This is a genomic window from Kitasatospora sp. NPDC096204 (assembly GCF_044763205.1).
Lineage (GTDB): Bacteria > Actinomycetota > Actinomycetes > Streptomycetales > Streptomycetaceae > Kitasatospora.
In genome coordinates this window covers 1-21,926 of record NZ_JBIWFT010000044.1, presented here as the reverse complement: position 1 = coordinate 21,926, position 21,926 = coordinate 1, and the positions used below count along the sequence as shown (strand labels likewise).

The window sequence follows — 21,926 nt, the reverse complement described above, 5'->3', positions numbered from 1 at the left end:
AGCAGCCGGCACTGACAGCCGCGACCTGCCGGGGTGTCCTTCCGGCCCGTCTCCCCGCCCGCTTCCCGACGGGGTCGGATGGGGGCGACCGGATGGTGACGGTCGGTCAGGCCATGTGCGAGGGGACCGGCCGTCCTCCCGGATTCGACGGGATTTCGCCGGTCGTGGTCGGCTGGTCCGCGCTGGGGGCCAGGATCTGCACCGGTAGGGGCGCAGGGAAGGGGAGGCGTGTGGACGCTAACGATGCACTCGCGGCGGCGGTGGGGGTACTCCTCACCGATCCGAGGCAGGATCCGGGGTTCGAGGTCCGGGACGCCGAGCAGGCGGCCAGGGCGGTGGCCCTGCTCGACGAGGGGCTGGGCAACGGGCTCGGGGTGTTCCGGCTGATGGCCGAGGGCGGGCAGCAGGGGGCCGAGACGCTCTCCTCGGACGGCCTGCAGATCCTGTCCGAGATGGTGCAGAACGCCGACGACACCGGAGCGCGGGAGATCCGCTTCGTCTGGCGGCCGTCCGAACTGCTGATCGCACACGACGGCCACGGTGTGCGGCTGGCGGACCTCCTGCTCCTCGGGATGCCCTGGCTCAGTGGCAAGACCCGCGATGCCGAGGCGACCGGACGCTTCGGCATCGGGCTGGCGACGCTGCGGGCTCTGGCCAGGTCCTGGGAGGTGCACTGCCACCCGTTCCACGTCCGCTTCACCGACCTCGAACTCGCAGTGGCGGAGCCGCTGGAACTGCCGGCCGAGATCGCCGACGAGCGGTGGACGGTGTTCAGGATCCCGCTGGCGGACGACGTCCTCCCGGCGGCCGCACTGGTCCGGTGGTTCGAGGGCTGGAGCGACGGTTCGCTGCTCTTCCTCCGTCACCTGGAGCGAATCACCGTGGCGGCGGACGGTGCCGAGGCCGACGGCGGACGGCCGAGCACGGTGCTCCGCCTGTCCTGGCGCGAGATTGGGCGCAAGCGGCTCGTGGTCGGCGGCGGCGGAGCGGAGGTCGGCGTCCGGGAGGCCGTGACGACCGACGGTTCGGTGTGGCGGGTCTACGACACCCAGGTCGACTCGCCCGCCGGGGCGGCCCGCCGGAACAAGGCATCTGCAGCGACCATGCCGGTCGCCGTGGCACTCCCGCTCCGCCCCGGGACCGAGGGCAGCGTCCACGCGGGCCTGCCGGTCGCGCCGCTGGACCTCGCGGCGCGGGTGCACGCCCAGTTCGACCCCGTCGCTAACCGGGAAGGGTTCGCCGCAACCCGGCTGAACGACGCCCTGCTCCCGCTGGTCGCCGACCTCTGGGAGGCGGCGGTGCTCGACGTCCTCGGCGGGGTGGCACCCTCGGCCTGGCACCTGATCCCGCTGCCCCCGCAGCCCGGGGACCTCGCGCCAGCGGGACTCCCGCACACCCTGCGGGCCGAACTGCTGGACCGGGCCCGCAGCACTGTGGCTGTGGCACTCGCCCTGCCGCTCGGGACCGGGGAGCCGGTGCCGCTGACCGACCTGGCGGTGGAGGCCGCCGCTCTGTCGGAAGTGCTCGACCCGGCGGACGTCGCCCGGCTCGGCGGGCTGCCGCACACGTACCCCGCCACCGCCCGTGACCGGCAGGGGCGTTGGCGGCGGGTGCTCGCCGACTGGCGGTCCCACGGCGGGGCCGCTCTGGCCGAGGAGGTGGACATCGCGCGGGCGGTCGGCCTGCTAGGCCGGCCGGAGTACGAAGTGGGGCGCACCATCCGGCTGTCGGCGGTGGCGATCGACGCAGGATGGGGCCGACTGGTCGCCCGCGAGCCGTGCATCGTCACCGCCGACGGCCGCCGCCTGGCGCCGCAGAGCCACGCGCACGCGTTCGCGGCGTCCGAGGACAGCGGCCCACTGGACGTGCTGGGCCTCGTGGCCGACCTCCACCCGGCCTACTGGGCGGAGGACCGGGCGGGCCGGTCGGTGGTCGGCTGGCTCAAGCAGTCCGGCGCCCTGCTGCGGCGGGACGACACCCGGGCGGTGCTGCGCCGAGTCGCCGAGATGGGCGACGCCGGGGCTCGTCTTCAGGGTGATGACGACCGGCTGGTCGAGCAACTCGTCGCGCTGCAGATGGCGTTGGGTGAGGTGTCGAAGAAGGACCAAGAGGTACTCGGTCGGCGGATCGGGCGCGCGGTGGTGCTGAACTGCTTCGGCTACGGTCCGGACGGGAAGGAGACCCGCAGTCGGAAACATCCTGGTGAGGCGTACCTCTCCAAGCCGTTGGAGACCACGGAGGGGGACCGGTTCGCCGTCGCCGCCGGGAAAACGCCGGAGCTCACCTGGGTGGACCGCTCCTACGCGCGCTCACTGGTGCCGTCCACCCGGAACAACGGGCTCGGCCCGGGAGGCTTCCTGCGCCTGCTGGGCGTGGCCGACGCGCCGCGTCTGGTACCGGTGGTCGAGGTGCTGCCCCGGCCTGGACGTCACGCCAAGGAGTACTGGGGAGACCAACGGGTGGGCCTCGCCCTCGAGTTCGCCGCCTCGCTGGAGGGCCGTCAGGCGGACCTGCGGAAGCTGGCAGCCACTCACACCCTGGATGACCAGGTCAGCCCCGAGCTCCAACTCGTCGTCCGGCACATCGTCGCCGAGCCGGACCCACACGAGCGCCTGCGCCGTACCGCGGCCCTGCTGGCGACCCTGGGCAAACCCGGCATGCTCACCTCGCCCGACCAGGCCCGGGTCAAGGCGGCGCGGGCCTACCAGAAGTGGGAGGTGAAGGGCAGCACGCCGGCGCTCTGGGTCTGGCAGCTGCGACGGACCGCCTGGCTGGAGGATGCGCGGGGGCGCCTGCGCACCCCTGCCGAACTGCGCTTGCGGACAAGGGACTCGGAGGCGCTCTACGGCCACGACGATCCGGGCTATCTGCACCCCGAGATCCAGCGCCTGACAACCTCCTGGAGGGAGGTGCTGGCCGCGCTCGGCGTGGCCGCCGACCCCGACGTGCCCGAGCTGATCGCGCGGTTGCGGCAGTTGCGGGGTCGGTCTGTGCGCGGCCCCGAGGGGGACACCCTGGAGGCCGAAGTCCTGCTCGTCTACCGAGCGTTGGCCGGGCGGTTGGCGGACGGGTCGGCCGATCCGGCCCGGACGGCAGCGGAGGAGATCAGGACCGCGTTCCTCGGCCGGGTGGACCTGGTGCTGACCGACCGGGGCTGGCGGCGGCCGGCTGCCTGTCTGCGGGGACGGTCGGTGCTCCGGGGATTCCGGCCCTACGTCCTCGCCGGGCCCGAGCTCACCCCGTTGTGGACCGCACTCGGCATCCGGGAGCCGAGTGCCGATGACCTGGTGGACGTGCTTCGGGAGATCGCCGAGGACGACGCCCGGCCCACCGGGGCACGGCAGCAGGTGATGCTGGAGGCGTTGCGCTCCCTGTCCGGCCTGGTCGGCGGCACCGGCTCGGCGGTGCCGATCGCGCTGCGCAACAGGCTGCGGGCGCTGCCGCTGTGGACCGGCGCCGGGTGGACGAGGAAGCGCCCGGTCCACGCGGTGGACCACCCGGGCATCGCGCGCGCCCTCGCCGACCGGGTCCCGATCTGGCAACCGGGCGGTAAGGTAAGTCAGTTCACCGCCCTGTTGGGCCTGCTCAAGGTCACCCGGCTGGAAGCGGCCGGGGCGCAGGTCCTCGACCCGGACGGCGCGGTGCCTGATCCGGAGCTCACCCACGCGTACCGGCGGGCGGTCGCGGGGCTGCAGGACATCCTGGTGCGGGACGAGCCGGCTGCGGCGGACGCCTTCACCGGCTGGGGCTGGCTGCCCGAGCTGGAGGTGCGGATCCTGCCGGGGCTCCGCATCCGGCTCGACCTCGACGGCGGCGGGGATGCCTTCGAGGTACCGGTCGAGGCGCAGATCGACCGGGAGGCCAAGGCGCTGTTCGTGGCGAACCGTGAGGCACTGCGGACCACGCACGGCGGCGGCACGGCCGTGGCGAGCCTCTTCGACGGCGAGCGGACCCGGGTCGGTCACCGCTGGCGGGACTTCTGGGAGGCGGAGCTCCTCGACCGACCGCTCGGCGCGGAGCCGCTGGTGTCCGCGCGTCAGCAGGACCACGAGCAGGAGCAGCGGCTGCGCGAACTGCTGGCGCACCGCGAACGGCAGCTCCCTGCCTCGCCGTCGGTGCCCACGACGGCACGCCGGGCACCGGCCCCTGCGCTGCCGAGGCCCAGGAACGGCGCCGCCCCGGTGCCGCCCCCTGTGCCGCCGGTACCTGTGCCGGCCCCGGTTCCGGTCCCCGCACTGGCCCCGCCGACCGGCTCCCGCGAGCTGTACACCGTGGCCGAGTTGGCCCGCCGCCGACGGGAGGCCCGGCCTGCACTCTCGGAGGGCGTCCCCCGGCCCGGTGGTGTGACACAGCGGCGACGGGCGGCCTCGCTGCCAAAGTCCCGGCCTGGGGCGGGCGCGCCCCAGGAGCGGTCCGGGCCGCTCGGCTACGCCGACCGGGACAAGGAGAAGCTCGTCATCGAGCTGCTCGGCGAGGCCCTGCGGCAGGACGGGATCACCCTCGACGACCAGCGCGGCGTCCAGGGGTTCGGCGCGGACGCCATCGACTCGACCGGGCACTACTACGAGATCAAGAGTCACGGCGGGGCGTTGCCGGCCGAAGTCTCGCTCACCAGGCAGGAGTTCGTCCGGGCGCTGACCGAGGGGGACAACCTCTCCCTGGTCCTCGCCTCCCACCTGGAACGAGGGAAGGGCGACCCTACTCTGCGCATCGTGCGGGACCCGGTGCGCCACTTTGAGGTAGAGCCGGTCGCGGAGATCCGGCTCAAGGTGACACAGGAGGTGGCGGAGGGCGAACGCGAGCTGCGGTATCCCGACGGAGGGGCCTGAGTGGGGCGCAGCAGCAAGGGGGTGCGGTGGGCCAGCAGTGCCCGGGCTGCGCCGCCGTATCGCTCAAGTAATTTGTAACCCAAGACACTTGGTGGTCCGTCAGTGGCATGGCGAAGATGTGCGACCATCGGACCATCAGGTGCCGGGCTGCCCTGGCGATCGGTCGTCATTGCCCCTACCCGAGAGGTTTCCCGCCATGCGCAGGCCACTGGCCCAGGGCTCGCCGCTGCCCTCCTGTTCTCGGCTCCCTGTCAGCCACGGGCGCTGTCGGGGCCGACTCCGGCGTTTGCCCTCCCCCGCCGGTGGGGCAGGGCCTGAGCTCCCGCTACCTCTGCGTCCAGGCCCACGTGGCGGGCATCGGCTGGCAGGCCGACAAGCCCTGCCCCCGCGCGGTGGTGGGGCGGGCGATCGAGGCCCTGCGGTTCATCTCGTTCGGGATGAGCGGCCTCTGCGCGCGGGCCCACGTGGCCACCGTCGGCTGGCAGCTGTGGGTCTGCGTGCGGGACAACGTCACGCTGGAGGTCGGCACCACCGGCCAGTCGCTGGCGATCGAGGCGGTCGAGGTCCAGACCCAGAGCGGTTTGGTGGTGCTCAACATGACCGCGGATGACATCAAGGCCGGCCGGATCGTCCTGAAGGTGGGCTTTGCCGCAGTGCGCCGGGCCGAGTTCATCGTGCTGACCGTGACCGGCACGTCGGGTCGGGGCTGACGGCCGGAGGGCTCGGGCTGCTGGGGACGGCGACATCGTGGGGCGTGGTGTCCTCGTGGTGTTGCCGCCGACGGGCCAGGCCCGTTCGCTGGCGCAATCAGTGCCTTGGTCAGGTCCGGTTGGCTAACCGGGCGGTGAGGTCGTCATGGGGTGTGCGCCAGCTGGCCGGAGAGTTCCACGGTCTGCTGTTCCAGTGGGGTGAAGGTCTGTCCGGTGAACGGCTCGACCTCCATCGCGGCTTCCGCCGCTGAATCCCGCGCCGGACGGCAGGCTGGGGCGCGCAAGGTGCCTCCGCTCGCCGTTCGGGGCCGCCGGGGAAATGTCGGCCCGGCAAGGCAGGTCGGGTGACCGACCGGGCGGGCGGCTATGCGGCGATCGGTAGATCGTCGTCGCCCCGCGGGAGGGCACGGAGTTGGCCTGCCTGGGCTTGGTCGAGGGCTCGAGCGAGGGCGTTGACGGCCTGGTCGGCGGAGTCTTTGAGGAGATGGCCGTAGAGGTTGACGGTGATGGCGAGGTTGGAGTGGCGCAGGGTCTTGAGACGACGGCGAGGGGAGACCGGCGGCGATCATGATGCTGGCGGCGGTGTGGCGCAGGTCGTGCAGACCGATCTTGGGGAGGTCGAGTTCGGCGGTGCGTTTGCGGAGCTGGTCGAGGACCCACTGGGGGCGCAGCGGCTCGCCGTCCGGGCGGGCGAAGGCCCATCGAGCCGGCCGTCGGGGTGGGCGGCCATCTGGAGGGCGGCCTGGCGGTGGAGGGCGGCCATGACCCTCGGGGAGAGGCTGATCCAGGCGCGGCTCGACTCTGTCTTGGGCTCGCCGAGGTGGATCTTCCCGTTGTTCACGGCCGTCAGGGTCCAGCGGACGTAGAGCTTGCGGTCCATGAGGTACACGTCCGACCAGTGCAGGGCGAGGATCTCGCCGCGGCGCATGCCGGTGCCGAGCATGACCTCGAACAGGTCGGTGAGCCGGTCGGCGTAGTGCTCCGTGTTGTGCCGCAGGAACGCCGCGGCCTGGTCGGGGGTCCAGCAGACGCGTTCGGCGGCGTGGGGCTTGGCGGGTACGGAGTGCTGGGCCGGGTTGTAGCGAAGCCGCCACGTGCGCACCGCGTGGTTCAGGGCGTTGCGAAGCATCGCCACCGCGTGGTGGACGGTGGTGCGCCCGCGGCCGGCGGCGAGCTGCGCGTTCACCCAGGCGTCGATGTGCTTGGGCCGCAGATCGAGCAGCAGCATGCCGCCGGACGCCGGGACCAGGTCGCGCTCGATGCTCGCCCGGTAGCCCGTCCAGGTGTTGGGTGCCAGCGCCGGCCGCTTCGCCTCGAGCCACTCGTACAGGAACAGCCCGACCCGCAGCGTCCGGTCCTCGTACACACCCCGTGAGCGCCTCGGCAGGCCAATTAGTCTTCCGCTCTCCTATAACGGGCGCGGTCGTCCACGACGGAGGCGAGAACGACCACGTTGCGATGACACCTGTACACGAGCCGGTACCTGCCGACCCGCAGGCGGTGCAGTTCGGGGCGCCCCGGGAACTGCGCGGCGTCCACCCCGTTGAAGGTGGGGTTCCCGTCCCTGCTCAGTAGTGTCCGCAACAGCATGACCGCATCGTCCTTGGGGATGGCGAGAAGGGTGCGGCGGGCGCTTTCAGCGACGCGGAAGCGATGGTTCAGCCTCTTCCCGGCATCGTAGGGCGGGAAACTGTATGGCCACCGGTAAGCGAATTGATGGGGGCTCACGCCTGGCCGTCTCCCGTGACCCGGTGCCGCGAGAGAGTGCGCCTGCCCGCCGTGACGGGGCCGGTGGTGCGGAGCGCGGACTCGCCGAGCAGGTCGGCGAGGACGTCGACCATGTTGGAATTCGGGTCGTTGCGGTGCGCTTCCGCGTCGCGGACGGCCATCTCGTCGGTGGCATCGTTGAGGGCGTTGAAGTCGTGGATGGGAACGATGGCGGCGACTGCGCGGCCGTGGCGGTGGAGGATGGTCGGGATTCCGCTGGCTACTCGGTCGAGGAGCTCTGGAAGGTTATGCCCGAGGCCGTAGACGTTGAGGTGGTCATCCACCCCCGCGACGATCTCTAGCCGGTCCGGGTGCGCGCCCATTGTCACGGCGAGGAGGTCGGTAAGTTGCCGGTGTTCCTGCTGGACCATCTCCCACACTTCACCGACGCTGATGCGGTCGTCGCTCATGGTTTCGGTCGCTCCGCCCTGCGGCATGTCCGCGCCGCTCATGGCCTGCGGGATGCCCATGGCCCGTATTCGCGCCAGGACGTTTCGCTCGATCTCGCGGGCGAGGAGCGTCGGCGCGGTGAGGTGCTGGAGGATCCACCCCCGGCCGACGTGAGCCTGGATGCGTGAGCCCCCTCCGACGCCGAGCTTCAAGACGTTGTGAACCGCATGCTTGATGATGTACACGGGGCGCGCGCTCTGGAATGGCATCGCATCGGGCACAAGGTCTCCCAGTTGGTCTTTGCTGGCCTCGTAGGCGGCCCAGTTGTTCGCGTCGAGCTGCTCCTGGGTCAGGCCGCTCCCACGGTCGACCGGCTCGGTCCGGCGCCGGGCCTCAGCTTCTTCCTTTACCTGGTTGAGGCGCGCCTGCATCGCCGCGCGTCGCTCGGTCTTCATCGTCGTCCTGCTGACGGCACGGTCCATGGGGTGCTTCGCCAACTGCTCCTTGGCTCCTTCGTTCGATCGCGATGGGCAGTCGCTCCGGACAGGGGCGGCTGGAGATGACTGTATGTCAGGACTTCCCACGGACGGCCAGATTCGTTCCCCGTTGCACAGAGCCGGTGAGGAGTAGGTTGGTGCCACTAAATGAAACAACTCGGTTGTGAGGCTTCGCTGATGGCTGATGGTACGAGCTCCAGCTTCGCCTCGCCTGCTCTCTGCCACCGACCTGCGACGGCCCTCGGAGAAGCCAGCCGAACCAAACAAGCTCACCCCGGCACGAGTCCGGCACGGGTTCCGACACCTGCACGCCAGAACCTCAACGCCGGCCGCAGTCTTCGAAACCCACCCGACCCTGGCCGGGCGCCCGCCTGGCTCCACGAACGGCCGCCCCACCAACCAGTACGACGTGGCTGCTCCTGGTCGCCGGCGAGCCCTACCGCTGACCGGCTCACCACAAAGTCGGCACCAAACCACGCCGCACCGGATAAATCACAAGCTGACCGGAATGGCCCAGGGCGCTGCTCGTCGGCGCCGCGGGCCGTCGGCACTCGCGGATTCGGGCAGGTTCCGCCCGCGAGTGCAGGCCAGCAAGCAGCGGAATCACCCGTAGCGGTTCCAAAGTGCTTGGCCCGGTGGCCAGTTGCGATGTCCGGATCGATTCCCTAGCCGGACTGCGGTGTTGCCGAAAAATGGTGGGGGCGACACTCTCTGGCCATGGTCAACAGGTGCCGTGCCATGAAGAAGGACGGAAGGCTCTGCAAGAACCGGGTGCGCCAGGAGGGCCTGCGCTGCCACCAGCACCAAGGGCTCCCCGCGGGCCGCCGCCCGCTCGGCCCCACACCCCGACGAACCCCGGCCGGTTCACGCACCGCCACACCGAGGCCCCGCCGCACCGGAGCCCCTGCCGTCTCGCGCCGCACACCCGACCCACGCCCCGTCCCCGTCCCGCCCCAGCGCAGCCGGCCCGCAGTGCCGCCTCGGACCGTGCGCGTCGTGACCCGCGCCGAGACGGACAGCGCCGTCCGGGCATGCGCGCAACTCGTCGGCGGAGGCGGCGGCGACGTCATCGCCGCCCAGGCCGTCCGCTACGTGGCCCCAGAGACCTGGAGTGCCCTCGTCGAGCGGCACCGCGGCAAGGGCTGCGACGCGCTCGCCGCCTTCGCCCGCGCGCTGCTGGACGGCAAGAAGTCCCTGCACGGCGTGGTCGGCAGCCTCGTTGGCGCCCTGCTGGCCGCGATGGGCCGCCCCCGCATCGAGCAGGTTTTCGCCCAGGAACTCGCCAGCCGCGTACCGCTCCCGTTCGGGCACGACATCGCCCTCGCCGCCCGCGGCCTCCAGGCGGCCGGGATCTTCATCTGCTTCACCGACGGCGGCGCGATGGGCGACTGCGCCTGCCTGCGCGACCTCCTGCTCAACGAGGGCAAGGCCCAGCTCGACAACCTCCTTCAAGGAGCCCTGAACGACTGGAGCCAGCTACCTGGCCGCATGCAGCCGGAGACTGTCGCGCTTGAGGGAAGCTGATACGAATGCGTCAACACCATTCTGATGCAGGACATTTCGCCTGACGGAATGGGCGGTCGAGTGCAGGTTTCGCTGCTCGGATGGTGGAAGCAGAGCCGGTTGGGCACTGCCTGTCTGTGCTCCAGCGGCCGCTCCAGTCGGCGGCGTGCAGCTCGGCATCCGTCGGCCGCGACGTTCCGATAACGGATGTGATCAACCGGTTACGGGCTGCGCAATCCGTGTGGTAATTGTGGGAATCCTCCGCGCCATGGCCGTTTACAGTCGCGCGCGCGGTCGCTGGGACAGGAGGCGGCAGTGGTTGATCTGGTCGTGGCCGAGACCGCCGACGGACCTGACGAGACCGACGAGGAAGAGTTCGTCCATCCGATTTTCCGGATGGCGCCGAAGGAGGACAGCGGGTCCGACACGCTGCGCAACTACCGTTACCAGACCGAGGTCACTGCCCAGACGTGCATCGCCATGCTCACCGCAGGCAACATTGACTACGTCGTCTGCGAATGGCACGAGGACTACGTCGTCGCTTACACGGACGGCTCGGTCGAACTCGTCTCGGTCAAACACCGCGCGAAGAGTCGAACCCCGTGGAACCTGCAGGAGATCTGCAAGGACGGCGGCCTGGCCCATCTCTTCGACCGCTGGCGGGCTTGCGACGGTGCGGGCAACGTCAGGCTGCGCCTGGCCACGAACGCCGGCCTCGCCACAGGAAAGACCGGAGCAGCGGCGCTCGCCGCCATGTGCGGGCCCGACCCGAAGACCACCGTCGGGGTAGACGCAATGGCAGAGAAGGTCAGCCGGCACCTCCTCAAGATCCGCTTGCAGCAGCCCTACGCCACCATCCCCAAGGTCCCCGACGTATCCAAACTCGCCGACATCGCCATCCCGGCCGGCTTCACCGACACGGTCAAGGACTTCTTCGCGGTGCTCCACATAGACGCCGAGCTGCCATCCCGCGGAGATATCACCGACGTGAACCTGCAGAGGCTCCTACGACCGGCGGTCGAACTCCTGCAGCGCGAGAACGTGGACATCGAAGCCACCTACTTGGCGGTGGTCGAACGCATTGACAAGGCGAACCGCGACGAGAACGACCGCGCGCAGTACGCCGCCTACATCGCAGACCCAAGCAGGGTCCGCCACAACGTCCAAATCCAGCAGCGCATCGCCCGGCGCACGCTCTACCCAGGCACGATCCGCGACGAGTTCATCTCAAGCCGCGCAGCCGTGCCGACCTTCACCCGAGGGAAGACCCCGATCACAGCCCCGGGCGGGGCGAACCTGCGCAAGAAGCTCGCGCGCGGCGGAGTCCCTTCCGACCAGGCCGCCCACGCCGAACGTCTGCGCTCCGCCTGGTACACGACCTGGGAAGAACACCGATCAGGACTGGCAGGCGACACCACCGACCTGGCGAACGTGAGCCTCGAAGTGGTCGACGCTGCCTTCGCCAGTCGCGACCAGGCGGAGCACGAAGCGCTCGACGGGGCATCCTACGGCCGGCGCATGAACCAGCTCCTCACCCAGCACCTCCTGCCCGAGAACCTCTCGTCGTCCCTGGCGTTCCCGGTCAACGGACAACACCTGCGCGGACTGGCCTACGAACTCTGCGACCAGTGCGACTTCTACTTCTCCGAGCCGTTCGACCCCTCCGAGGAGGAGGCGTCGTGACAAGCCGAAGCGACGACCACGCAGCCGCCATCGCGAGAGTCAGGGACCGGGCCCGCCGACAGGAGATGCGCGAAGCCGGCTACCACGAGGCCCGCATCCTCCTGCTGATCGACAAGTTCACCACCGCGAAGAAGGGCTTGGACGGGCTTACCAAACTCGCCAAGCTCGACTTCCTGCTGCGATACCCCGCCATGCTCGACCGCCTTCTCACCGAGGACGACATCCACTGGCCGCAGGGAGCACAGCCCACCGCTTCCGAACGCCTCGCCGTCGAGAGCCGCATGACCCGATACAAGTACGGCCCCTGGGACCAGCGCTACTACAGCGTCCTCGGATCCCTCGCAGCCCGCGGCCTCATCACCTACAGCGGCGCGAACCGCGCGGAGTTCCGCATCACCGCCAACGGCGCGATCGCCGCCACCGCGCTGACGGCAACCGACGAATGGGCCGTGGTCGCCCAACGAATCGCCCTCCTGAAGCGGCACTTCAACAAGTCGGGGACAGCGTTGAAGACCCTCATCTACGACCGCCTGCCCGACGCGGTCGACAGGCCCTGGCGCACGGAGATCTGATGGCAACCCACCTCCGCTTCATCTCCCTGACCGTCACCACGGCCGACACCGAGAAGACCTACCGCTTCGACCAGCCGGCCACCGTCGTCAGCGGTGCCAGCGGCACCGGCAAGTCCAGCCTGCTCATGCTGCTCAAGTACGCCATCGGCGGCAAAGCCATGCTGACCCCCGCCGTCCGCAACCACGTCCACTCAGTACGGGCCGAGGTGGTCGTCGGCGAGCAGCACATGACCCTCAAGCGAACCATCAACGACAGCCGGACCGACCACGTCGACATCCTCGACCCCGAGACCCTCACGCTGCGCCGCACCCTCCCCATCCGCGACGCCGCCGGCGGAGAATCCCTCTCCGACCTGCTCCTGGAAGCGCTGAGATTCCCCCGCGAGAGCATCGCCACCACCCGCGAGGGGAAAGCCACCGAACGCGACCTCACCTTCGCCGACCTCTTCACATACGTCTACCGGGACGCCCGAGGGATCGACCAAGAGGTCATCGGACACCTCGACACCTGGTTCAAGTCCGCGCGCACCCACCTCTTCAAGCTGATGTTCGGACTGACCGACAGCACCGTGCTGGACCTAGGAAAACTCCTGGGCAAGCTCAAGGAGCAACTCAAGGCGAAGACAGCCGAATACGAGAGCGTCCAACGCTTCCTGGCCGCCACCGACCCCCGCACCGACGAGGAACTACGCGCCGAACTAGCCGACCTGCGCGACATGCTGCAGCGAGCCGACACAGCCCTCGCATCGCTGCGCCACGAACTGCAGGAAAGCAGTGCGGCCGACGCGGTCCTCCGCCAAGAACTCCGCACGGCGATCGAGGACGCGAGCAAGGCCACGCAGGAACTCCTGGCGGCCGAGGAATTCATCGAAGCCCGGGAAGCGGTCGTCGCTCAGATCGAGCTTGACCTCTCCCGCCTGGAACGCTCCGCCACCGCCATCGAGAAGCTCCTGCCCTTCCACTTCGTCGTCTGTCCCCGATGCATGCAGAGACTCGACGCACGACCGGTGCCGGAAGACCACTGCCTGGTGTGCTTGCAGCCCGACCCCGCCGACGACGACGTCGACCCGGCCGCGGTCCAGCAGACCCGCAACGCCTTGGAACAGCAACTCCAAGAGGCCCGTACCCTCCTGGCCGCCGACGCCGAGGTGCTGCGCACCGCCCGCGAACGCGCTCAGCAGGCCGAATTCCTCACGCACAGCCTGCGCCGGCAACTCGACGCGCAGACCCGGGGGATGGTGTCTCCGCACTTCGAGGCGATCGCCGATGCCAGCGCCCGCGGAGCCACCCTCAGAGCGAGCATCGACGCGGTGACCCAATTGCGTGACTCCTGGGCCAGAGCCCGTGCGATCGACCAGACCGTCCGCGACATCAAAGCCCGCCGCACCCGCGCCACCGCCGACCAAAAGGCCCGACTCGCGGAGCTCGCCGCACGCAAGGGGCTGGTCACCGATCTCAGCCGGAACTTCGACACCATGGTCGCCGAACTCCGCCCAGCCCCGTGGATCGAGTCCGCAACGATCGACCCAACGACCTACCTGCCACTGATCAACAATGGTTCATTCGAGACTCTCCAGGCAGACGGTGGCGGCATCGTGACATGTATCAACGTCGCGTACAGCCTCACGCTTCTGGAATTCGGCATCACCCACTCCGACGTCCTCGTCCCGTCCCTGCTGATCATCGACTCACCACGCAAGGCATCGGGAACCAACGAACAGGACCAAGAACGCGGCCGCCGCACCTACCGCCGCCTCCAAGCGATCGCTGAAACCTACGGCTCCCGAATCCAGCTGATCATCGCCGACAACGACTCCGCTCCCGTCCCCAGCAGCACCTTCGGAAAGATCGAACTCGACTACGGCAACCCGACGGTCCCCGGCGTCGCCCACCCCGGCCCCGGACACACCGGCCGCGCGGAGGACGAACGCGAAAGCTGACAGCGCAGATCTCCTCGACAGGCTCTCGGACAAACGCAGCCCGAACCGTTGCTGTCAGACGCGAGAGCCCTCCGCCTGCTGGCGGCTCAGGAGGGTCGTCGTGAGTTCGACGGTGGCGAGGTACCACCAGAAGATCCAGTCGAGGAACGCCGGATCGTAGTCCTCCTGCTGGGAGGCGTCCCTGTGGCGGATCTCGAACTTGTTGGCGATCACGAACAGGGCCCCGTCGTCCGGCTTTCCGAGTTCGCTGCGGATGAGGTCGCGCCGCTCCTCCAAGATGCCCGCGAGCACGATCACCGCGGAGCGCTTCTCCTCGATGGACGCGCCGCGGCTGCGGTAGAGGGCGATGGCGTGCGTGGTGCGCTGCTTGATGTCCGGATCCTCGACGGCGAGGGCACGGTGGACGAGGTCGGCGCGGGCGTCATCGGTGACCGCGACGAGCCGGCCCTGGTCCTCGCCCTCGTCGGCGAGGCGGTACTGAACGCCGGCGCCCGCGAGCAGGCGGTTCACGCGCCAGCGGTAGAGCACCCTGGCCGGGCCGACATGGAACTCGCGGTGGTGCCATCCGCATCCGTTCCAGGAGTGGAAGGTGCGATCCCGCGGCCGGGACACAAGATCGTGGAAAACCTCTACGAGGCCGAAGAAGGTGTCCTCGTCCCAGTCCTTCGGCTTGAGAGGCCACAACTGGCCGACTCCCAGCCGCTGCTCCAGGACCTCGGCCGGGTCAGGCAGTTGCTCGTCGACGTCGACGCACTCCTCGCCGAAGTGCTCGGCGAGGTAGCCGTTGCCGTGCAACTCCATGGCCAGCCGCGCGAAGCCCAATCGTACGGAAACCGGATCGGACGGCGCCGTCGGGGCGAGCTGCCCGTTGCGGTGCGGCCAGTAGGGACGGGGCTCCGCGAACTCGCGGATCTCATGCGCGCGACCGATCAGTTCACGCAACCACATCTGCTGGGTGAGCACCGGCGCCTGGCTCCATGGATCCGCGACTGCACCCCAGGGGTCGTCGGACTTCGGAGCCGTGGAAGGCAGGCTCTCGAAGTCCGAGCAGGCACTGGATCCCTGGAACGCCTCCGTGAGCAGCCATTCGGCCCGTGACACCCAGTCCCGCCGCCCGAGTGGCGCGATACGGCTGGCCTCGGCGACGAACAGGTCGACAGGCCAGACCAGTTCGTAACTGCTGAGATCTATCACGAGGACCCCTCCGTACCCGGGCTGCGGGGCGGCGTCCCATGCGCTGGCCCGCACCGGGAGGATACCGGCGGTCCCGGACAACACCGCAGGGATTTCCCGCACTTCCAGCAGCGCAGGGTCAGGCGGCCAGAGGGAGGACCTGTCCCGTATCGGTGGCGCCTTCGCTGCGTCTGTCCGCTTGGTCGAGTGCGCTGCTGAGTGCGGTGACGGCTTGGTCGGCGGAGTCCTTCAGGAGGTGTCCATAAAGGTCAACGGTGATGGCGAGGTTGGCGTGACGCAGAGTCTTGGAGACGACGGCGAGAGGGATGCCAGCGGCGATCATGATGCTGGCCGCGGTGTGCCGGATGTCATGAAGGCCGATCTTCGGCAGGTCGAGTTCGGCGCTGCGTTTGCGGAGCTGGTCGAGGACCCACTGGGGGCGCAGCGGCTCGCTGTCAGGGCGGGCGAAGACCAGGCCTTCCAGCCGTCCGTCGGGGTGTGCCGCCATCTGTAGGTCCGCTTGGCGGTGGAGGGCGGCCATGACTCTGGCGGAGAGGCTGACCCAGGCGCGACTGGCTTCGGTCTTGGGCTCGCCGAGGTGGATCTTGCCGTTGTCGATGGCGGTCAGGGTCCAGCGGACGTAGAGCTGGCGGTCCATGAGGTGCACGTCGGACCAGTGCAGGGCGAGGATCTCACCGCGGCGCATGCCGGTGCCGAGCATGACCTCGAACAGGTCGGTGACCCGGTCGGCGTAGTGCTCGGCGTTGTGGCGGAGGAACGCTGCGGCCTGGTCCGGAGTCCAGCAGGTGCGCACCGCAGCGCGGGGCTTGGGCGGGACGGAGTGCTTGGCCGGGTTGTAGCGCAGCCGCCACGTGCGCACCGCATGGTTCAGGGCGTTGCGCAGCATCGCCACCGCGTGGTGAACGGTGGCGCGCCCGCGGCCGGCGGCGAGCTGGGTGCTTACCCAGGTGTCGATGTGCTTGGGGCGGAGGTCGAGGAGCAGCATGCTGCCGAACGCGGGGACGAGGTCGCGCTCGATGCACGCCCGGTAGCCCGCCCAGGTGTTGGGTGCCAGCGCCGGGCGCTTCGACTCCAGCCACTCGTACAGGAACAACCCGACCCCCAGCCTACGGTCCTCGTACACACCCCGGTATTCGGCATCCAGCACCCGCGCCATCTCCCGGGCCGCCTCCGCCCGACTCGCGAACCCGCCCCGCCGCCGAGTCCGGCGCTTGCCGTCCTCCCGTGCCAGGTCCACCGCGTACGTCCACCGGCCATGCGCGGGGTCGGCGGCCAGCCGCGGACACCACGAACCCAACTGCTTCCCGCTGGTGCCGTCCTTGCACCCGCACCTGCGGTACACCCTGCCCCGCTTGGGACGCTGTGCCATGTGCTCCTCCTCGAACCAAGTGGTGATGTCGTGTCCAGAGTTGCCGGAGTGGTGGGTGTGGCGGCAGAGCGTGCGGGGCGGGGCGTGGAGCACGGCAAGATCGACCGGCCGGGACACGCGCTGGTGACACGCCGCGAGGGTGATCACGGAGCACGTTCGGCGGGTAGAGCAGCTTGATCGCGCAGCATCGGCCCGCACCTGGTCGCTGCCGGGAGGAGTGACCACGGCCCGGGAGGAGGCGGTCTGCCGGTCGGCCGTGGGTTGTTGGGCTCGTACAACCCGGAGCGCACGGGGTGCGTGGCGCCGAGCCTCGGACCGGTCCTCGGAGTGAGCGTTGGCGGGCGCCGGGAATTCCTGCGAGGCCACACGGAATTGGTGAGAGTGGGAATTCTGGTGACCATTCTCTGGCTGGCGTTCGGCCTAGGCCAGATCGATTTCTCCCGGGACTCCTTGGCTTCTGTCCGGTGGCTCTTTGGGGGATCCGCCGGAATCACTGGATTGATGGCCGGAGTGGCGTTACCCTGGAGACATGAACGCCACCCGGACCCTCCGTCAAGCCCCCGACCTGGGGACCAGCTGGGGACCACACGTCATGCGCGCTGCCGCACGAGGTGCGCGAAACATGCTCATCTGCACACGCACGACGTGTGTGCGAGCGCATTTCGGGTAGGAATGGGGAAACCCTTCCTGACTGGGGGTCAAGGGGTCGCAGGTTCAAATCCTGTCGTCCCGACGGTAACGTCGCAGGTCAGAGGCGGTTTTCCTGGAAACAGGAAGGCCGCCTCTGGCGGTTTTCGGACATGGCGAATCGGGATATTTCGGGCATCGGGTCAAGCGGGGTTGCCGTGATCCGAAGGTTGCGTCGGATAGCTGCCGTTGAATCCGTCGAACTCTGCGCAATCCGCGGTCGAATTCTAAGGTTGGCTGATTGCTGGCGCGCTTGACCGGCGCTCGGCGGTGCTGGTGCCTCAACTTCCCTTTCTCGTGGGGCTGTTGACGTCTCGTGGGCTGGTCTCCGGTTTTGTGGATTTTCGCCCCGCATCCGATTTGCCCGAGTTTTCGGCCACTCTAAGTAGTCGAGATGGCTTCGTGATGATCAGCTCTAGTGTGTCTCATCGTGTGAACTCGGCTCCACGGTGCGGTAGTTGGCGGTCTGTGACGGGCCATCAGCGGATAGTCTCGCGTTTGATTCGTTATGTTGGCGCCGGTCGATGTCCGGGCAGCCTGGTGGCTCGGTGTCACCACCTTCGGGGGATGCGTCCGGTTCGGCGGAGTTGTTCGGTGAGGTGGTGGGTGAGTTTCTCGCCGGCTTCGGTGATGGTGCGGAGGTCGGGGTGTAGGTAGCGCAGGGTGGTGTCGAAGTCCTGGTGGCCGGCGATTTCCTGGAGGATGTGCGGGGGGATTCCTGCGTCGGCCATCCAGGTGAGGCCGGTGTGGCGGAGGTCGTGTCGGCGCAGGTGTGGGTGGCCGAGCGTGTGGACGACGTCGTCCCAGTGGGTGGCGTCGCGTAGGACGGCGGTGGCTATGCGGCCGCCGCGGGGGCCGGTGTAGAGGCGGGCGTGGGGGTCGCCGCGGGTGGCGTGGAGGCGGCGGAGGATCTGCGGGCGCAGGGGTTCGATGATCGGGATGTGGCGGGTGTGCCCGCCCTTGGGGGGCTTGTCGACGAGTCCGCCGGGGCCGGGGGTGGTCTGGTGGCGGCAGGTGAGGATCCACTGTCCGGTGTCGACGTCCTCGGCGCGGACGCCGGAGACCTCGCCGATGCGGGTGGCGGTGCAGGCGCTGTGGACGACTGCGTCGCCCCAGCCGCGGTAGTGGTTGTAGGAGGCGTCGACGAGGGCGTCGGCGAGTTCGGTGAGGGCGTTCCAATCGCGCAGGGCGAGGTCGCGGGGTTCGAGGAGTTCGTCCTCGGCCTGGTGCAGTTCGTGCTGCCAGCCGGTGACGCGGGTCGGCTCGTTCGCGATCAGTCCGTCGGCGACGGCCTGGCGCAGGACGCGGTGGAGCATGGCGAGGGTGTTCTTGATCGTGGATCGGCTGCAGCCGTCGGCGATCCACGCGAACACGGCGTCCTGGATCAGGCCGGTGGTGAGCAGGTCAATGGGCAGGTGGCCGAGGTCCGGGAGGATCCGCAGGCGCAGGCCGGCGAGGTAGGGGGCGTGGGTGGTGCTCTCCAGCCCGGCCAGGATCACCGGCAGGCGCCGCTCGACGTAGTCGGTGAGTGTCATCGATGCGAGGTGGGGGAGGACGGGGCTTCCGGTGGCGTCGGCCAGCACGGTCAGCCACTGCGTGACGAGAGTCGGGTCGAGCCCGTTGTGGACGGCGGTGTTCAGAAACGCGGCCCACGCCTGGGTCTGGGCCGGGACGGCATCGCCGCCGGTGCGGTGAAGGGGCGCGTCTGTGGCGTTGGGGTGGAGGGCGGCCGGAAGCGTCGTCGAGCCGGGGGCCGATGCGGTCCACGCGTAGGGTTCGGCGCCGTGTGATCGTTTCGGGGTCTTGCGTGAGATGTTCATGGTTCAGGGCTACGTGATTGGTGGACGTGACATCGCGGGCCCTTGTGTCGGACGATCATCGTGCCGCGCCCGCCGTTGTGAGCGCGGCACGTGGGTCCAGCAGGCGGTGCCCTGTCGGTGCTGCAGCAGTCGGCGCGGATGCGGGTGGGAATTGGTGCGGCTGTGACGCTGGTGCGGTGAAGGATGGTCGCAGCATTCTCTCTTGGGCATCGGGCTTTCCGGTTGCGCCGAGCTTGACCACCAGGTCGTAATGCCAGTTGGCCGCGACCGGTGGTTCCCGCCCGTCCCCGGGCGCCGCCGTGGTGCTCGGCGGGGTGAGGTGCTGGCCAGTTGGGCGTGCTCGCCGTCGGATCTGCCCCGAAGACGAAGGCGGGCCCTGCCCCGGCCGGCCTCGGCGGGGAGTGTCTCTGCGTGGCCCTTGCCGGACGGCTTACGTGCCGCTGCAACCGTCACCGGCCAGCCTTGACTTGATGACGCCGTCATGGTGTCATCGCGTCATGCTCTACGCTGTGCCCGCCCTGCGGGATATCGACCAGTCCGTTCTCGCGGAGATCGACGAGATGCGGGACCGGCTGCGCCTGCACCTGCGCGCTCCGCGCCGGAGGGAGGGTCAGTTGCGGCGCAACCTCACAGCGCGGGCGATCGCCGGTTCGAACACGATCGAGGGCTACGCGGCGAGTGTGTCGGATGTCGAGGACATCATGGTCGGTGAGGCGCCGATCGACGCGAGCGACACCGTCGCGGCCGAGATCGAGGGCTACCGGCAGGCGATGACCTACATCCAGCGCCTGGCCGAGGCCGGTGACGACTTCGCCTACAGCAAGGGCCTGCTCAACTCGCTGCACTTCATGATGCAGGGGCACCACCTGCTCAAGCGGCCCGGCTGGTGGCGAAGCGGGCCGGTGTACGTAACCTCCGCCGAAGATCCGACGATCGCCGCCTACACCGCCCCCGATGCACAGCAATTGCCGGAGTTGACTGGAGAGTTGGTCGACTGGTTGAACTCGGGTGACCTCGATGCGCCCGGTCTGGTGCGGGCGTCGATGGCGCACCTGAACTTGGTGTCGATCCATCCGTGGTCGGACGGCAACGGCCGGATGTCGCGCGCCTTGCACACTCTGGTCCTGGCCCGCGAAGGCGTCATGGCGCCGGAGTTCTCCAGCATCGAGGAATGGCTCGGCCGGGCGCGCAACACCTACCGCTACTACGACATCCTTGCCGAAGTCGGCGGCCCGGTTTGGACTCCCGACCGGGACACCCTGCCCTGGGTCCGGTTCTGCCTGCGTGCCCACCACCAGCAGGCCCAGACCGTCGAACGCCAGGTCACCACCACCCGCGAGGTCTGGTCCGCCCTCGACGAAGCAGTCGAGCGCCAGGGCTGGCCGGACCGCATGCTCTACGCCCTCTACCCGGCCGCCATGGGCAACCGCGTCCGCCGCGCTACCTACCAGGCCGATGCGGACCTGAGCGAGCAGCAGGCCCAGCGTGACATCCGCGAAATCGTCCGCGCCGGCTGGCTCGCCGCCAAGGGCGAGGCCCAGGGCCGCTACTACACCGCCGGCCCGGACCTGCCCGAGGACATCACGCGCGGGGTCCGCGAACCCCGACCGCTGCGGGACCCGTACGCAGGCCACTGAACGGAGCCGCTTTCCGGACGCGATCTGCAGCCGTGTGCCGTGAGTTGCCTTCGGAGTGCATGAATCGGGAGGTCGCCCAGCGCCTCGGCCCTTGTTCCGCCACTGCTCCCGCGGCCTCCTGCCCGCTGAGCCGTGGATCTGGACGTGATTCTCCAGCGATCGCTGCTTCGCCACCTCTGTTTTCACTCGACATGCCGTCAAATTGCCTGGCCGGAGCCGCGGATGGCGCTGACCGAATCACCCCTGCGCGAAACGGCGATGTTGGCCGGGAGGATGCCGAGCCGTCACTTTCTGCCAATGGTCAACAGGTGCCGTGCCATGAAGCCGGACAAGAAGCTCTGCAGGAACCCGGTGCGGCAGGAGGGCTTCCGCTGCCACCTGCACCAGGGGCTTCCCGGTGGCCAGCGTTCGCCCGGGCCTTCGCCCCGGCGAACGACCGCTGCCTCGCGAACGGTCACTCCCCCGGCGCGGCCCCCACGCACCATTGCCCCCGCTCGTCGCACCTCGGCCACGCGGCCCAGGCCTGCTCCGCGCCCTGCCGGGATTCCGCCTCAGCGCGGCGGGCTGCCGTCGTCGCCCCGGACCCCGCACCTCGTGAGCCGTGCGGAGACGGAGAGCGCCGTCCGGTCCTGCGCCCAACTCGTCGGCGGGGGCGGTAGCGAGGTCATTGCCGCACAAGCCGTCCGGTACGTGGCCCCGGACACCTGGAACGCCCTCGTCGAACGGCACCGCGGCAAGGGCTGCGACGCACTGGCCACCCTCGCCCGCGCCTTGCTGGACGGCAAGAAGTCGTTGCACACCCTGTTCGGCAGCCTGGTCGGCGCCGTGCTGGCCGCCCTGGGCCGTCCCCGGATCGAGCAACTCTTTGCCTAGGAACTCGCCAGCCGCGTACCGCTGCCGTTCGGCCACGAGATCGCCGTCGCCGCCCGAGGCCTCCAGGCGGCCGGTATCTTCATTTGCTTCACCGACGGCGGCTCGATGAACGATTGCGCCTGCCTGCGGGATCTCCTGGTGAACGAGGGCAAGGCCCAATTCGAGAACCTGCTCCATGCCGCCCTGCACGACTGGAGCGAACTCCCCGCCCGCATGAAGGCCGAGACCACCACACCCGGCTTGCGCTGACCCGTCGCCCGGCTGCAGCGCCGGCCGCACGGCACCGCCTACCGTCCTCCGCCGACACCGCGACGTCGGACTGGGCGGCAACGAAGTCCATTCTCGGCGTCGGGTGAAAACTGGTTCTGGATCACTTTCCGTGCCAGAGCCACAGAGCGTCACCACAACCGCGATCATGAACGGTCGTGGCTGACGACCTCCTCCAAGACCTCTGG

15 protein-coding genes and 1 tRNA gene are annotated in these 21,926 nt (G+C 69.4%); 10 read left to right on the top strand and 6 right to left on the bottom strand.

Annotated features, from left to right (window positions below; translation table 11 throughout):
- Positions 1-230: 230 nt before the first annotated feature.
- Positions 231-4,829 carry a sacsin N-terminal ATP-binding-like domain-containing protein gene (locus ACIQ87_RS34210; protein WP_402414615.1) on the top strand — a complete coding sequence of 1,533 codons (4,599 nt, stop codon included), beginning with the start codon at positions 231-233 and terminating at the stop codon, positions 4,827-4,829.
- Between the two features lie 302 nt (positions 4,830-5,131).
- Positions 5,132-5,539: a hypothetical protein gene (locus ACIQ87_RS34205; protein WP_402414613.1), complete on the top strand. Its 408-nt coding sequence runs from the start codon at positions 5,132-5,134 to the stop codon at positions 5,537-5,539.
- 565 nt (positions 5,540-6,104) lie between these two features.
- On the opposite strand, the gene xerC is transcribed toward ACIQ87_RS34205, so the two are convergent.
- From xerC to ACIQ87_RS34190, 3 genes are all read right to left on the bottom strand, one after another.
- A complete protein-coding gene (gene xerC / locus ACIQ87_RS34200; RefSeq protein WP_402414610.1) occupies positions 6,105-6,905 on the bottom strand; it encodes a tyrosine recombinase XerC in 801 nt (266 codons plus the stop codon).
- Positions 6,906-6,931: 26 nt separating this feature from the next.
- Positions 6,932-7,129 (bottom strand): hypothetical protein, encoded by a 198-nt coding sequence (locus tag ACIQ87_RS34195; protein WP_402414607.1) that lies wholly within the window; start codon positions 7,127-7,129, stop codon positions 6,932-6,934.
- A 134-nt stretch (positions 7,130-7,263) separates the two neighbouring features.
- Entirely contained in the window at positions 7,264-8,193 is a 930-nt protein-coding gene (locus tag ACIQ87_RS34190) for a hypothetical protein (RefSeq protein WP_402414605.1), read from the bottom strand.
- Positions 8,194-9,189: 996 nt separating this feature from the next.
- On the opposite strand from ACIQ87_RS34190, the gene ACIQ87_RS34185 reads away from it, so the two are divergent.
- The 4 genes from ACIQ87_RS34185 to ACIQ87_RS34170 all read left to right on the top strand — a co-directional run bounded on the left by ACIQ87_RS34185 (position 9,190) and on the right by ACIQ87_RS34170 (position 13,891).
- On the top strand, positions 9,190-9,717 hold the full coding sequence (locus ACIQ87_RS34185; protein WP_402414602.1) for a hypothetical protein: 528 nt from the start codon (positions 9,190-9,192) through the stop codon (positions 9,715-9,717).
- A 294-nt stretch (positions 9,718-10,011) separates the two neighbouring features.
- On the top strand, positions 10,012-11,379 hold the full coding sequence (locus ACIQ87_RS34180) for a dsDNA nuclease domain-containing protein (RefSeq protein WP_402414600.1): 1,368 nt from the start codon (positions 10,012-10,014) through the stop codon (positions 11,377-11,379).
- A complete protein-coding gene (locus tag ACIQ87_RS34175; protein ID WP_387945477.1) occupies positions 11,376-11,951 on the top strand; it encodes a hypothetical protein in 576 nt (191 codons plus the stop codon). Before ACIQ87_RS34180 ends, ACIQ87_RS34175 begins: the two co-directional genes overlap by 4 nt.
- Entirely contained in the window at positions 11,951-13,891 is a 1,941-nt protein-coding gene (locus ACIQ87_RS34170; RefSeq protein ID WP_402414598.1) for a hypothetical protein, read from the top strand. Before ACIQ87_RS34175 ends, ACIQ87_RS34170 begins: the two co-directional genes overlap by 1 nt.
- Positions 13,892-13,945: 54 nt before the next feature.
- Here ACIQ87_RS34170 and ACIQ87_RS34165 read toward each other — a convergent pair whose 3' ends face one another.
- Together ACIQ87_RS34165 and ACIQ87_RS34160 are read right to left on the bottom strand one after the other, a co-directional pair.
- Entirely contained in the window at positions 13,946-15,085 is a 1,140-nt protein-coding gene (locus ACIQ87_RS34165) for a hypothetical protein (protein ID WP_402414595.1), read from the bottom strand.
- 118 nt (positions 15,086-15,203) lie between these two features.
- The gene (locus tag ACIQ87_RS34160) at positions 15,204-16,454 is read right to left on the bottom strand and encodes a tyrosine-type recombinase/integrase (RefSeq protein ID WP_402414592.1); all 1,251 of its coding nucleotides are present in this window, start codon (positions 16,452-16,454) and stop codon (positions 15,204-15,206) included.
- Between the two features lie 663 nt (positions 16,455-17,117).
- Between ACIQ87_RS34160 and ACIQ87_RS34155 the strand changes: the two genes are divergently transcribed.
- Positions 17,118-17,187 (top strand) — tRNA-Pro (locus ACIQ87_RS34155).
- A 505-nt stretch (positions 17,188-17,692) separates the two neighbouring features.
- Here ACIQ87_RS34155 and ACIQ87_RS34150 read toward each other — a convergent pair.
- Positions 17,693-18,961, bottom strand: coding sequence for a tyrosine-type recombinase/integrase (locus ACIQ87_RS34150; protein WP_402414590.1), 1,269 nt, complete (start codon positions 18,959-18,961; stop codon positions 17,693-17,695).
- A gap of 497 nt (positions 18,962-19,458) precedes the next feature.
- Here ACIQ87_RS34150 and ACIQ87_RS34145 point away from each other — a divergent pair, with 497 nt between their 5' ends.
- The 3 genes from ACIQ87_RS34145 (at position 19,459) to ACIQ87_RS34135 (ending at position 21,720) form a co-directional block, all read left to right on the top strand.
- Complete coding sequence (locus ACIQ87_RS34145) at positions 19,459-20,598, top strand: Fic family protein (protein WP_402414588.1); 1,140 nt, start codon at positions 19,459-19,461, stop codon at positions 20,596-20,598.
- Between the two features lie 594 nt (positions 20,599-21,192).
- The gene (locus tag ACIQ87_RS34140; protein WP_402414586.1) at positions 21,193-21,471 is read left to right on the top strand and encodes a hypothetical protein; all 279 of its coding nucleotides are present in this window, start codon (positions 21,193-21,195) and stop codon (positions 21,469-21,471) included.
- 105 nt (positions 21,472-21,576) lie between these two features.
- The gene (locus ACIQ87_RS34135) at positions 21,577-21,720 is read left to right on the top strand and encodes a hypothetical protein (RefSeq protein WP_402414583.1); all 144 of its coding nucleotides are present in this window, start codon (positions 21,577-21,579) and stop codon (positions 21,718-21,720) included.
- Positions 21,721-21,926: the final 206 nt, after the last annotated feature.